Genomic DNA, 13,885 nt, shown 5'->3' with positions numbered 1-13,885 from the left:
GAATGGCTCCTTGTTCAATAAATCGTTCAATAAATCTTTTTTAACAGCTCGATCACTTCGTCCAAGGTGAGGCCGAAGGATTTGTAGTAGGAGGTGTCGCTTTCCATTTGCTTCAAAATCATATCATTGCGCATTTGAAGCATCTCCTCAGGAGAAAATTCGGCGACAAAGCAACCCTTGCCGGTAACGGTGTTGATCAGACCGCATCGTTCGAGCTCCTCCCACGCTTTCTTGACGGTGATGACACTGACGCGCAGCTCCTGGGCCGCCTGCCGAATGGGCGGCAGAACGTAGCCGCTTGGAAGCTCGCCTTTCAAAATTTGGGCGCTGATCTGATCGAATAGCTGCTGATAAATCGGTTTCTCTGAGGCGTTCGAAATCAATACGTTCATAAAATTTCGACTTTGAGGAATCGTTTCGCCGCAATCCGGTAAGCGATCAGGTTGAATGCCGCAAAAATTACGATTCCTGCGATCAGAATGGAGGCGTGAAAGGCTATATGTTTGGCGGCGGTAACATTGAAAATGTTGGATACGGACGGAATATCGATGCCCAGCCATTGTACAATTCCGGTAAAAAGCATGGCGGCTATAATGGCTGCAGCCAGTGCCCCGCCATATTTGTACGCCGTTTTGTAATACAAGGGAATAAAGACGATGTTGAAAATCGCCAGCATGACCATACAGAGTCCCCAGAAACCCATCGTCGGGGCGAAGAACAGGTAGGTGATGTGCATGTTCGAGTAGAGAAGATTATGAATCACGCCGAAAATCATCGCAAATCCGACGTGCAGAATCTCCAGGATGACAATTACGGCTATCCTCGCTTTCACCATATCTTTCTTGGTTACGGGCAGCATCGAGGTAAACGTCAGGTCATTGTGCATTCTAAAATTGCCAAACATGTTCGGGAGCGAGATCCAGCAAAAATACATCGGGACAATAAAATAGACCCAGCTGGGAATGAGCATTAACATCGCAATCAAAAAAGGGAAGACGAACATAATCGGCTGAATGCCTAATTTCAAATCCTTCATCACCAGATTATACATACGCAGGCTCCTTTTTCGCGAAGTAAATCATAATTTCCTCCAGATTCGGCGTGGTGGCGTTGATGCCGGAGGAAGGATCGAAATCTTGCGAGCGAATCAATCCCGTAAAGCCGAACGAATTGACTTTGTAGGAAATCATCCCGTCTTTCACCTGGTCCAGCTCGCTTTCATCACCGTTCAGCAAGCGATAAGACTGCTTAAACTCTTCTTTCTCGGCGCTGTTAATGATTTGTCCGTCCGCGATAAAAGTAATGAAATCCGCGCACTTTTCCAAATCGGAGGTAATATGGGTCGAGAAAAGAATACTGATCTCGCCGCCTGCGACAAGCTCTTGAAAAAGATCCAGCAGATCGTCTCTGGCCACCGGATCGAGCCCGCTTGTCGGTTCGTCGAGAATAAGAAGCTTTGCGCCATGGGATAAGGCAAGAGCCAGACTGTACTTGACTTTCATCCCCGTTGACAATTCGGCGACTTTTTTATTCTCATCCAATTTGAATCGTCTCAAATAACCGGAGTAGGCCTTTTCGTCCCAATTTTTATAGAAGCTCTTGATCGTATCGGTCAGCGTTTTGATCCTGCTGCGCGTATAAAAGTCGATGCCGCCGAATGCGCATCCGATTTCTTGCTTCAATTCGAGTTCGTGTTCGGCCATGTTCTTGCCCAGAATATGAACCTCTCCGCCATCGGTACGAATCATATTCATGATCGATTTGATGGTGGTGGTTTTCCCCGCTCCGTTGGCTCCGATAAAGCCCATAATATAACCCCGTTCCAGCTGAAACGATACGTCCCTCAACTGAAAATGGGGGTATTTCTTGTTTAAGTTTCGAATGTCTAATGCCAGCATACCGTACCACCTCGCAAAATTGTGTATATCGTATAACCACAATATAACACGGGTAAGTTTAGGAAGTCAATGACCAAATATTTTTCCAAAGGCATCCAAACATGGACCTTATGCCCGCGGCGGCGAGTGTTCAATTTTTGGAAAATTTTATCTTTTACCCGCTTATTATTTTAAAAGTTCCTCCTATTCTACATGTAGGTATGAATGGAGGAAACGGAGCATGAAGAAGCGGTTTTTTGCGCATGGCGTCTACGCGGGGAGCTTCGGTGCAGGGAGCAAAATGAAGAAATGGATTCGCGGCGATTCAGCGGCCGCATGGCTGTTTCTCGTTCCGAGCGGAGCCGGATTTGCGCTGTTTTACCTGATACCGTTTGTCAGAGCCGTATTCGATTCGTTTACGGACGGCACGGCGGACAGCCATTTTGCCGGATTGGCCAATTACCGCGGGCTGCTTGCGAGCGAGTCCTTCCGCAAGGCGGCGTCCAACACGTTTTATTTCAGCGCGGTTAGCGTTCCGCTTATCCTTGCGCTGTCGTTAGTTTTGGCGATGCTGCTCAACAAAAATCTGTATGTGAGAAGTTGGCTGCGAACCGCATATGTGCTGCCGCTTGTCGTTCCCGTCGCCTCGATTGTTCTGATCTGGCAGATTCTGTTCGATTGGAACGGCTCCGTAAACGCCTGGCTGAGCGGCTTCGGATACGAACGCGTGGATTGGATGGAGACCGATGCGGCCCGGGTGGTCGTCCTCGTCGTTTATTTATGGAAGAACATCGGCTATAACGTCATTTTATTGTTGGCTGGACTGCAGCAAATTCCGAAGGAGTATTACGAAACCGCCCAAATTGAAGGCGCCGGGCGTTTCCGGCAGTTTCGCAGCATTACGATGGTTTATTTGACGTCCGCCATGTTCTTTGTCGTCATCATGTCGATTTTGAATTCGTTCAAGGTTTTCCGGGAAACGTATTTGATCGCAGGCGATTATCCGCATGACAGTATCTATATGCTGCAGCATTATATGAACAATATGTTCGCGTCGCTGGACATTCAGAAGCTGACGGCCGCGGCAGCTTTGATGGCCGGAAGTATTCTTCTGATCGTCACGGGATTGTTTACGCTTGAACGCCGGTATCGGCGGTTCATGGAATAGGGGGAAGGAAGGGAGTGCCAGCTGCCAAAGGAGTGAAAAAAATCGCGTTAACCGTTGCCGCTGCTGCAATAGCCGTTCTGTTTTTGTTCCCGGTCGGGATCACGTTTACAAATTCGCTCATGACCGGGCAGGAAATAAGCATCGATTACGGGCCCATCGGGCAGATGAACGAAGAAGCAGCCAGGAGAGCGGCCTCTTTTTCGAATTTAAAGCTCGTGCCGGATCAAGTGACCTTGGAGCAGTATGGCAAAGTGCTGGCGGGCAGCCCGAAATATTTGATGATGTTTTGGAATTCGGTTTTTATGGTCGTGCCGATCGTCGCCGGACAAACGTTTGTCGCAGAGCTTGCCGCTTATGCGTTCTCCAAGCTGCGGTTCCATGGGCGGGATCGCCTGTTTCTCGTCTATGTATTGACGATGCTGATGCCGTTTCAAGTGACACTGGTGCCGAATTACCTGATGGCGGATGAGCTTGGGCTGCTGAATCGGGCAGGTGCGATGATATGGCCCGGCATATTCGCGCCTTTCGGCGTGTTTATGCTCCGGCAGTTCATGCTGGATATTCCGTATGCCTACATCGAGGCGGCCAAAATGGATGGAGCGGGACATGTGCACATTTTCGGCAAAATTATCATTCCGATGATCAAACCGGCCCTCGCTGCCCTTGTTGTTCTCCTGTTCGTCGATTACTGGAACATGGTGGAGCAGCCGCTCGTTTTTCTGGACGATCCGTTCAAGCAGCCTTTATCGGTCTATTTATCCAGCATCAACGGAGATACCGGGATTGCTTTCGCTGCGTCCATGCTCTATATGACGCCGATGGTGCTGCTGTTTCTGTACGCGGAATCGTATTTCGTTCAAGGCATCCAATTGTCCGGCATTAAGGGATAAGGTTTGCGAAGAGCGCAAATTTGGCTTTAGGCGAACTCTTACCATGCGCGAGCAGCGGATTTTTCAACGGAAATTTTGTAGCGAAATGCTTTTAGGAGGAGAAAGACCGGAGATGGAGCTGGCTAAAGAACCGGGTGTTCGCAGGCGCAAACGAAGCATTCAAATCGTGACCGCTGCGTTTATGGGGCTGTTACTCTTTTTTACGCTGTTCAGCAGCACGCTGCAAACGCTGACTTTGCCGAAGGTCATAACGGAACCGCTGGCAAGCGGAAGCCTTTTATTTACGATCGAGGGCAGCGGCACACTGCAGCCGGTCGCCGAAGCGAGATTATCGAACCCGGCCGGGTTGAGCGTCCGGAAAATCCTCGTCAAAGAAGGAGACTCGGTAAAGAAGGGACAAAAGCTGATTCAATATGACAGCGATACGCTCAAAGAGGAATTGGAAGACGAAACCGCCAGCCTGGAGAAACTGAAAATCGAGCTGTTGAACGCTCAGGACGCGTTCATCCGGTCGACGAAGGGAGGAGATGACAACGATATCCGGAGTGCGGGACGCGCGATCGAAACGCTTAAACTCGATGTAAGCTCGCAGGAACGCAAAATCATCGAGCTGAGAGACAGCCTGGCAGGCAAACAGGAGCTGACTGCTCCGTTCGACGGCAGGATAACACAATTGAATGCCGTCGAAGGGCTGGCATCATCGGGAGAACCGGATGTTCAGATCTCGAATACCAGCCTTGGCTATGAGCTGGCGATATCCGCCGATGCCGCGCTTTTGTCCGGCTTGGGGATTTCGGTCGGATCGAAGGTCGGGGTGGAGGTCCGGCCTGCCCAGGAACGGCAGCCCCGTATCATCGACGGCACGATCGCTGAAATGGACCCTGCTGAACCCGGAAACGCGAGCTCGTCCGGAGATGAGAGCGGCCAGACCTTACCGGTTCCTCAGCAGGTCATTCGCATCAAGGTCGCGGATCCGGAGCTTAAAGGAGGTGAGCAGGCACGGGTCAAAATCGAGAAACGCTCCCTCGCGGAAGGAAAGGTTATATCCAGCGAGGCTGTGCATCAGGACCGTGACGGCAATTTTGTTTATAAAATGGACGAGCAGAGAGGAGCTCTGGGAAATGTTTTCATTGCCCGCAAAGTCCGCGTTCAGTCCATCAGGGCGAATGGCAGCGAGACGATGATTCAAGCCGACAGCCTCTATAAGGGCGATCTGATTATTCTGGAAAGCAGCGAGCCCTTACAGGACGGAAACCGTGTTCGTTTGCAGTAGTTATGTGCGAAGGAGTCCAAAGGGATAAGCCTTTTATACGAAAGGACCGGGCGGGAATCTCAAAGAAGCTGCTTGATGGAAAGCCGGCGGTTTCGCGCGGAATCGAGTTCGATTAGGGGAGAAAATGATGCAATGAAAAAGTGGCTGTACAGCTTGGGGACCGGTATGTTAATCCTATCGATCTCCGCATGCAGCTCCGGAGGCGGCGGGGATACGGCAACTAAAGACAAACCGGGTGTCAAAGCGGGGAAAACAACCGTTACGTTGGCGGTCCAGCAGCCGAGCGCCTTTTATGAGACGGCGAAGAAGAAGTTTGAAGCCAAGTATCCGGACATCGATCTTCAAATTCAAGTTACGGAAGATTATGAAAAATACCAAAAAACGATCAATGCGGCCATCCTTTCGCGGAAAGGCCCGGATCTATTCGAAATAAGCGACTTGCCTCTCGATGATTATGTGAGCAAACATCTTCTCCTGAACATGGAAGAACCGATGGAGCAGTGGAATAAAAACGATTACCAAATGAACATTTTGGACGCGTTGAAGTCAAATGGCGGTTTGTATGCCATGCCGATCGGGTTCTACCTGCGGGCGTTCGTAGGCGATGGAGACATGCTTAAGAACGTGAACATCGACGATAAGCATTGGACTTGGAAGGAGTTTGAGGAGATTTCGAAGAAACTGGGAGAGAGCGGTACGGAACGCCGTTACGCGATGGCAAGCGAGCCTCCGGAGGTTCTTCTTCAAGAAAGGATCGTGGATCAATACACGGCGTTCGTGGATCAAGCCGCAAAAAAGGCGAAATTCGACGCTCCCCAATTCGTGGAAACGATGGAGCAGATTAAAAAAATGTACGATAATCAAGTCATGACTTCGGAACCGGCGGATGCAGGCAGGCAAATGTTCTATTCGACCGTTTTGCAGTCGCCGGCGGATTTGATCAAAGGTCTGTATGGCATTTTCCCAAATCCGAAGCTGCTGCAAAAACCGGAACAACCCGGCGGAACGCGAATTGTCCCCGCATCGGAGTTCGCCATTCAAGCCCAATCTCCGGTTAAAGAGGAGGCTTGGAAGTTTATTGCCTTCTTGTTATCCGGCGAAGGGCAGTCCCTGCAAGAAAGACAAGGATTTTCACTGCTTAAATCGGTGAATGAGAAGCAGCTGGACGATATTCAGAAACAGGTCGGAAGCGGAACGTACAAGCTTCCGGACGGGACAGCGCCCAAAGTGCCGAACGAACAATTCACCTCGTTCAAGCAGTTCATCAATACAGCGGATTATTATTCGGATGCCGACGGTAAAGTGATTTCCATTATCGGAAACGACTCCAGCGCGTTTTTCGGCGGGCAAAAGTCTGCCGGGGAAGTCGCCAAGCTGATCCAGAATAAAGTGACAACCGTGTTAAACGAATAGCAAGTATGGAGCTGAAGCAGCGCACCTCGTGCGCTGTTTTCTCAAATTCCGCCAAGTATAAGCGCGAATGCGGAGACCAATATACAGATCGGCTGTACAAGCATGACGATCAAAAGGTAAGGGCCATGCGACCGGAGCTTGAGAACAAAACGTTGAACAAGGAAAAATAGAAGGAGATTGCCGGCAGGTTCCTGCCATGGCAGCGCTGGAAGATATGTCCGATACCGGCTGTCAGCCTATAAAAAGACGAGTATTGACAGATTTGGCAGGGAGGCGTAACATGGGGTCTGTAAGCGCTTTCCAAATGCAGCGGATCCATCGCAATTAGCATGATGACTAGCTTGCGATTCGAGCCTTCATTCATTTATGAAACCCATTTCATAACAAGCAAGGGAGGAGCTGTCGATATGCCGGTTTATAACGCCGCTTCGGACGCGGCCAATCCGCGCAAGGGCCATCGGCTGAAGGATATCCCGGTACACGATCCATTTGTAGTGGCCGATAAGGAGAACCGCGTTTATTATCTGTACACCAGCGCGATTCCCCGGTTCACCGGCCTCGACCGGCACGGCGTGCTGATGTATAAAAGCGCGGATTTGCTGGACTGGGAAGGCCCTTTTGTCGTTTTTACCGTTCCCGACAACGTGTGGGCGCATCCCGGCCACGGGACATGGGCCCCTGAGGTGCACGCGTACCAGGGCCGATATTATTTGTTCGTCACTTTACATAATCAGGAACGTATTCTCGCGGAGCCTCCCGAGGTGTGGAAAATCAATCACATGCGGGGCACCGCCATCGCGGCGAGCGACTCCCCGGAAGGGCCGTTCCGCCTGCTGCAGACGGACGGCCCGGTTCCTCCGGCCGATTTTATGACGCTTGACGGCACGTTGTACACGGACGAGGACGGCCAGCCGTGGATGGTGTATGCCCACGAATGGATTCAGCTCATTGACGGCACTTTTGAAGCGATTCGGCTGCGCGGCGATTTGACGGAAGCGGGCGGCGAGCCGGTTCATCTGTTCAAGGCTTCGGACGCCCCGTGGATCAAAGCGGAGGCGAAGCCGGACACGAAGCACCGCGTCTATGTGACCGACGGCTGCCAGCTGTACCGGACGTCGGGCGGCCGCCTTGTCATGCTGTGGTCCAGCTACAATAAGGACGGCTACGTGCAGACGATCGCGCGGTCCCGCTCGGGCAGGCTGGAAGGACCTTGGGAACAGCTCGAACCGCTCGTCTATGGAGACAGCGGGCACGGGATGCTTTTCGAAACCTTCGCGGGAGAGACGCTGCTCATTTTACACCGGCCGTTCCGGATGCCCGAGTCCAGAGCGAACATTTATGCCATGCGCGATACCGGCGTCAGCTTCGAAGTCGTGCGCGCACGCGATGACCTCCACGGCAGCTAGCGGGAGGGAAGCCTCCCTGTACGTGCAGGCGGGGCATTTGTTTTCGAGTTTAGTGAAACCGGTTTCACTTATGCCGGGTTCATCAAACGATAGCTGTTGGGTGAGAGGAGGAGATGATCGATCCGAAGGGAGGAGGAGCCGCTGAGCTGCCTTCGGCCGCTTCGGCAAAGACCTTTGAAGCAATACAACGCTTGCACTACCGCTTAAGTGACGAACGCGATAAAGGAGAGGGATTTCGTGAAGAAAAGGTATAACAAGCCGGCATGGCTGCCGCTGCTGCTTGCCCTGATCATACCGCTCCAGTTTGTGCAGCCGAAGAGCGTTTCGGCTGCGCCCGCAGCGCCGCCGGTCATGCTGCAGGACGACTTCTCGGACGGGGATTATACGGCGAATCCGGTATGGACCGTTGCTTCGGGCACATGGACCGTCGCCGCGGACCCGGCCGATTCCGGGAACAAGGTGCTGCGCCAGACGGATACCGGGGAGGGCATTATTACCGCAGGGGATCCCGCCTGGACGGATTCCTCGATATCGATGCGTTTCAATACCGGGGACGGCGGAGGCTATCCGGGTATTTTGGCGCGCGTTCAGGATGACAAGGATTTTTATTATTTTCAAATGCAGGCCACCGGAACGCTGGTGCTCTCCAAGCGGATTGACGGCACCGACACCGTGATCAAGAGCGCCGCTTACCCGATGAGCAAAAACACGTGGTATACGCTTAAAATGGTGCTCGTCGGCAGCTCGATCAAGTGCTATATCGTGAGCGGAGGGACGGACAAGCTCGTTTTCGATGCGGCCGATACCACCTATGCCGGCGGCAAAATCGGCATCCGAAACAAGTGGCAGGCGATCCAGGCCGACGACGTGACGGTCGCGGGCGCACCGCCTGCCAACGCCTCCGCCGTTCGGTCCGACGCTCAAACGGGCTCCTCGATCGCCCTTCAATGGGATCCGGCCGACGGAGCCTCCAGCTACAACGTGTACCGTTCGACGACGCCGGGCAGCGGCTACGCTTTCGTGGCGAACACGACGGACACCGGCTTCACGGACACGGGCCTGACCTCCGATACCGCCTATTATTATAAAGTGGCTTATCTGTACGGCGGGTTGACGGAATCCCAGTGGTCGTCCGAGCTGAGCGTGCGGACGAAGCAGGTGCCGCCCGGCGCGCCGACCGGGCAGACGGCGGCCGCTATCGATTCGTCTTCGGTCGGGTTAAGCTGGACGGCCGTTCCCAAGGCGACCGGCTACAGGGTTTACCGCTCGGCGGACGCCGGCCAGACCTTCGCCAAGGTATACGACGGAACGGCGACCAGCTGCACGGATACGGGACTCGCTCCCGCTGCGGCTTACCGGTACAACATCACGGCCTATAATCCGAGCGGCGAATCGCCGGCCGCCGCCGCGCAGGCGACGACCTACCGGTACGACGCTCCGGCGAACTTCAAAGCGGCGTCGACGACCGCTTCTTCCGCAGCCTTGACCTGGGACCCCGTGAAAGGAACGGCGGTCAGCTACAAGGTGAGCCGGTCGTCAAGCGCGGACGGGACGTACGTCCAGCTGTACAGCGGCACGGACACGTCGTTTACCGATACCGGTTTGACGCAGGGCACCGGATATTTCTATACCCTTAGCGCCGTAATCGACGGGACGGCAACGGCCGTATCGAAGCCGCTCGGCGTCGGCACGGTGCGGACCGCTTATACTCCCGACCAGATTTGGGCGGATACGAGCGGCAATCCGATCGATGCGCACGGGGCAGGGTTCCTGTACGATCCGAAGACCAAAAAATATTACTGGTACGGCGAATATCATAAAGGCGCGTGGCCCTCATCGGGCGTCAGAGTCTATTCCTCGACCGACCTGCTCAACTGGAAGGACGAAGGCATGGCGCTGACGATGGTCAAATCGATGGACGATTTTACGAACGATCCGCTGATTTCCAAGCTGTATGCGGGCAGGACCGATACGGTCGACATTTGGGCGGACATCCGGCTGGGGCGGATTATCGAGCGGCCGAAGGTCATTTACAATGACAAAACGAAAAAATACGTCATGTGGGCGCATATCGACGGGGACAAAGACCCTTACAACGACAATGCGAACTACGGCAAAGCCCAGGCGGGCTATGCGCTGAGCGATTCGCCGACCGGCCCGTTCGTGTATCAGAAGAGCTACCGGATGGACCAGTGCCCGCCGGATCAGACCGATTATCAGCCGGGCAATCCGGGGATGGCGCGCGATATGAACCTGTTCAAGGACGACGACGGCACGGCTTATCTGATTTACTCCAGCGAAGAGAACCGGACGATCTATATCTCCAAGCTGACGGACGATTATACGGACGTGACCGGATGGCATAAGGACGGCCGCGTGGACGCAAACGGCAATCCGGTGCGCGATTCGACCTATAAAGGCGTGTACGGCGTCGATTATATCCGCGTATATCCGGGCGGCACGCGCGAGGCTCCGGCGGTGTTCAAATATAACGGCAATTATTATCTGCTGACCTCGAGCGCAACCGGATGGTCGCCGAACGAGAATATGGTCAGCGTTTCAAGCAGCATGCTGGGTCAGTGGTCGCCGCAGGTCGACCCGTTCGTCCGGACGTCGCCTTCCGACCCGAACCCGTTGACGTCGTTCAACTCTCAGACGGCCTCCGTCCTTCCGGTCGACCCGGCCAAAGGCAAATTTATCTACGTGGGCGACGACTGGAACGGCGGCAATTTCTCGGCAAACGGCGGCGCAAAATACATTTGGCTGCCGATCGAATTCGGGCAGGGCTCGGATATGACCATCAAATGGTACGACAGCTGGACCAAGGATCTGCTGGACCATATGGGCAGCGTGTCGACAAACGTCAAGCTTCCCGAGGTGATCACTACCGGAACGGCGCTTTCGCTTCCGCAGCAAATCGAAGTGACGCCGAGCGGCGCCGCCGAAGCGATAACGACGCCGGTCTCGTGGACGGTCGACGCGCAGCCGGTGACGGCGGACACCTTCGCGCAGCCGGGTCCGTATACGCTGCAGGCGACGCTTCCGGCGTTCAACAACAAGACGCTGAATTTTAAACTGTATGCGATTCCGGACAAAACGGTCTATTTCGTCAACAGCGGCGGCTATGCCACAAGCGATTATACGCTGATGACCGCTTACATGCAGGATACGCTGATCAACAAGGATGCCGTCGAGCAGCCGTACAATCCGGCGGACGCCGTTCCGTGGGGATACACAGGCACGAACTCCAATCCGGCCGGTTCGACGAGCGGAGATATTTTCAACACGCTCCGGTATTTGAACGGCGGCAATGTCGTCCATTCGCCGGCAGGTACAGACCTGACGTACAAGTTTACGGTCCGAAACGGAACCTACACGGTATACACGGGCTTTAACGATATTTGGAGCAACAGCACCCGGAAGGCGGACTTGTACATCAACGGCGCGAAAAAGAACGCGATCACCTTCATCTCCGACAAGGTGTACGCCAACACGGTCGACGTCACGGACGGCACGATCAACGTTACGGTGCGAAATACGGCGGCGCAGGATCCGCTCATCAACTGGATCATGATCGTCGACCCGGCGCAGACGCGCGACCACGCGATGGGGCTGAAGGCCGTGCCATCCGGGGCCGGTTCGGCGGCGATTACCTGGAACAAAACGCCGGGCGCTCTGACGTATACGCTGTACCGTGCGGCAGGCCCGGATGGAACGTATTCGCCGGTATATAGCGGGAGCGAGGCGGAATTTCACGACACCGGACTTGACCCCGAAGTCACGTATTATTACAAGGTCAGCTCAACCGGCCTCTCGTCGCCGGAATCGCCGGTGTCCGAGCCGGTCACGCTGGAATTCGATCATACGAAGCCGGTGACGACGCTTGCGCTGACCGGAACCGCAGGCAGCGGCGGCTGGTATACGTCGGAGGTGACCGCGGCACTGACCGCGTCGGACGATTCGTCGGGGGTGGCCAAGACCGAATACCGGCTTGGGGACAGCGGCGACTGGACCGTCTATTCGGAACCGATTAAGCTCGCCGATGACGGCTTGTACACGCTGCAGTTCCGCTCCACGGACCAGGCAGGCAATGTGGAGGACGCCAAGACGTCAGCGGTCAAGGTGGACAAAACGGCGCCGGCATTCAAGCTTTTCGCGGACGGGCGCGAGCTGCAAGCCGGGGATTCGATCAGCGACGACCAGCCGGTCACGTTCGAGGTTTACGATAACCTGTCGGGCGTTGTTTCGGGCCAAATCAGCGTAAGCGATCTGGTGTACGCGATCGATCCGGCCAAAGGACCGAGCGTCACGATCGATATGGCGGGCATGCCGGGAACCCATGCGGTGGCGGTCCAAGCCGCGGATGCCGCCGGAAACAAGCTTCAAAGCGGCCTGCAGTTAAACGTCACGACGAGCATCGATTCCATAGAAGCGCTGCTCGGTCGCTACCGGGCGGAGCTGAGGGAGCCTTTGGCGCAGCAGCTCGGCAGCAATCTTGCGCAGGCCCGGCACCAGCTTGAGCTGGGACGGCCGGACCAAGCTGCGAAGATGATGGGCGACTTCGCGAAGCATTTGAACAACGGCGCGCTCGGAACGGATGGCGACGAGCACGCGAAGGCGGTTCTGAACGCGGACGCCCTTGCGCTGATCGCGCAGTGGTCCGGCGTGTCATAATCCGCCGGCTGCCGCGCCATATCGGCACGCGGTTTTTGCAGCGGCCTGCCCCGCCCGCGCCGGGGGCCGTACGAGATCCGCGCGGCGCGCGGGTTGGCGCAGCGGCACTACCCGCCCGCGGCCAGGTCCGACTGAGCAGGGGCTTGCTTCATCCGCGCGGATTGCGGGTTGACGCGGCGGCAATACCCGCCCGCGGCTTGCTCCGGCCGAGCGGCGGCCTTGCTAGATGCGTTGCGGCATGAACCATGTTTGCGGCCTTTGTCCGGCGATTGCCGGACAAAAGCCGTTTTTTTCGGCGCGGTATGCGGGTTGAGCCGGGGATGACTTCCGCGGCGCGGCGGGATATAATGTGAACGTTAAAGAGAGGGGAGAGAAATCGATGAAGCTGATAGACTTAAGCGTGCCGCTCAGCCCGCGCATCCGCGAGCCGCTGCCGGCCAAAATCGACTACGCCTCCCACGAGGCGGGGGCGCTGCAGGCGGCTGCCGTGCTCGGCCTTAAGCCGGATGATTTTCCGGAAAGCAGGGCATGGGCGACGGAAACGGTGACATTGAATACGCATGCAGGCACACATATCGACGCGCCATGGCATTACTGGCCGACGTCGGAAGGCCGTCCGGCCAGAACGATCGATGAATTGCCGCTGGAGTGGTTTTTCTCCGACGGCGTTCTGCTCGATTTCAGCGCCAAGCCGCCGGGCTACGAGATTACGGCGGACGATCTCGCCGCCGAGCTGGAGCGGATCGGCTATGCGCTGAAGCCTTACGATATCGTGCTCATCCGGAGCGATGCGGACAAACGGCTGTACGACGAGCATTATGCTTATCTTCATGCCGGCGTTTCGGCGGAAGCGACGCTGTGGCTGCTGGACCAGGGCATCAAGGTCGTCGGCACGGACGGCTGGGGCTGGGACATTCCGCTCAACCTGCAGGCCGAGGCGTATAAAAGGCAGCCGCGGGACGGCGTGCTCTGGGCGGCGCATTTTATCGGCAAGGACCGGGAATATTGCCAGATCGAGAAGCTGGCCAATTTGGACCGCATTCCGAAGCCGTTCGGGTTTAAAATCAGCTGCTTCCCGGTCAAAGTGGAGAAGGCGAGCGCCGGCTGGGCGCGCCCGGTCGCTATCCTGGAGGACTAGGAAGCGCCTTTCCGTCATCGCGCCGAACGGATAGCATCGCCATCTG

Annotated in this window: 11 protein-coding genes; 8 read left to right on the top strand and 3 right to left on the bottom strand. The window is 55.4% G+C overall.

Annotation, left to right across the window (positions count from 1 at the left end; all coding sequences use genetic code 11):
• Positions 1 to 26 precede the first annotated feature (26 nt).
• From PD282_RS23420 to PD282_RS23410, 3 genes are read right to left on the bottom strand one after another with little or no spacing between them, the layout of a single operon-like run.
• Entirely contained in the window at positions 27 to 392 is a 366-nt protein-coding gene (locus PD282_RS23420; RefSeq protein WP_274653692.1) for a GntR family transcriptional regulator, read from the bottom strand.
• Positions 389 to 1,051 carry an ABC-2 transporter permease gene (locus tag PD282_RS23415; protein WP_274653690.1) on the bottom strand — a complete coding sequence of 221 codons (663 nt, stop codon included), beginning with the start codon at positions 1,049 to 1,051 and terminating at the stop codon, positions 389 to 391. Before PD282_RS23415 ends, PD282_RS23420 begins: the two co-directional genes overlap by 4 nt.
• Positions 1,044 to 1,898 carry an ABC transporter ATP-binding protein gene (locus tag PD282_RS23410; RefSeq protein ID WP_274653688.1) on the bottom strand — a complete coding sequence of 285 codons (855 nt, stop codon included), beginning with the start codon at positions 1,896 to 1,898 and terminating at the stop codon, positions 1,044 to 1,046. The genes PD282_RS23415 and PD282_RS23410 overlap by 8 nt, the downstream gene beginning before the upstream one ends.
• 280 nt (positions 1,899 to 2,178) lie before the next feature.
• Here PD282_RS23410 and PD282_RS23405 point away from each other — a divergent pair, with 280 nt between their 5' ends.
• The 8 genes from PD282_RS23405 to PD282_RS23370 all read left to right on the top strand — a co-directional run bounded on the left by PD282_RS23405 (position 2,179) and on the right by PD282_RS23370 (position 13,839).
• Positions 2,179 to 3,045, top strand: a complete 867-nt coding sequence (locus tag PD282_RS23405) for a carbohydrate ABC transporter permease (RefSeq protein WP_274655436.1) — start codon at positions 2,179 to 2,181, stop codon at positions 3,043 to 3,045.
• Between the two features lie 14 nt (positions 3,046 to 3,059).
• Positions 3,060 to 3,935, top strand: a complete 876-nt coding sequence (locus tag PD282_RS23400) for a carbohydrate ABC transporter permease (protein WP_274653686.1) — start codon at positions 3,060 to 3,062, stop codon at positions 3,933 to 3,935.
• Between the two features lie 112 nt (positions 3,936 to 4,047).
• Entirely contained in the window at positions 4,048 to 5,208 is a 1,161-nt protein-coding gene (locus PD282_RS23395; protein ID WP_274653684.1) for an efflux RND transporter periplasmic adaptor subunit, read from the top strand.
• A 132-nt stretch (positions 5,209 to 5,340) separates the two neighbouring features.
• Entirely contained in the window at positions 5,341 to 6,621 is a 1,281-nt protein-coding gene (locus PD282_RS23390; RefSeq protein ID WP_274653682.1) for an ABC transporter substrate-binding protein, read from the top strand.
• Between the two features lie 407 nt (positions 6,622 to 7,028).
• A complete protein-coding gene (locus tag PD282_RS23385; RefSeq protein ID WP_274653680.1) occupies positions 7,029 to 8,027 on the top strand; it encodes a glycoside hydrolase family 43 protein in 999 nt (332 codons plus the stop codon).
• 113 nt (positions 8,028 to 8,140) lie between these two features.
• The gene (locus tag PD282_RS23380) at positions 8,141 to 8,281 is read left to right on the top strand and encodes a hypothetical protein (protein ID WP_274653678.1); all 141 of its coding nucleotides are present in this window, start codon (positions 8,141 to 8,143) and stop codon (positions 8,279 to 8,281) included.
• Entirely contained in the window at positions 8,265 to 12,701 is a 4,437-nt protein-coding gene (locus PD282_RS23375) for an OmpL47-type beta-barrel domain-containing protein (protein ID WP_274653676.1), read from the top strand. Before PD282_RS23380 ends, PD282_RS23375 begins: the two co-directional genes overlap by 17 nt.
• Positions 12,702 to 13,080: 379 nt before the next feature.
• Positions 13,081 to 13,839 (top strand): cyclase family protein, encoded by a 759-nt coding sequence (locus PD282_RS23370; RefSeq protein WP_274653674.1) that lies wholly within the window; start codon positions 13,081 to 13,083, stop codon positions 13,837 to 13,839.
• Positions 13,840 to 13,885 lie beyond the last annotated feature (46 nt).

It is taken from the genome of Paenibacillus humicola (assembly GCF_028826105.1).
In the GTDB taxonomy this organism is placed as follows: Bacteria; Bacillota; Bacilli; order Paenibacillales; family Paenibacillaceae; genus Paenibacillus_Z; species Paenibacillus_Z humicola.
Note: the sequence above shows the minus strand (reverse complement) of the source record. Positions and strands in the feature narration are given on the sequence as shown.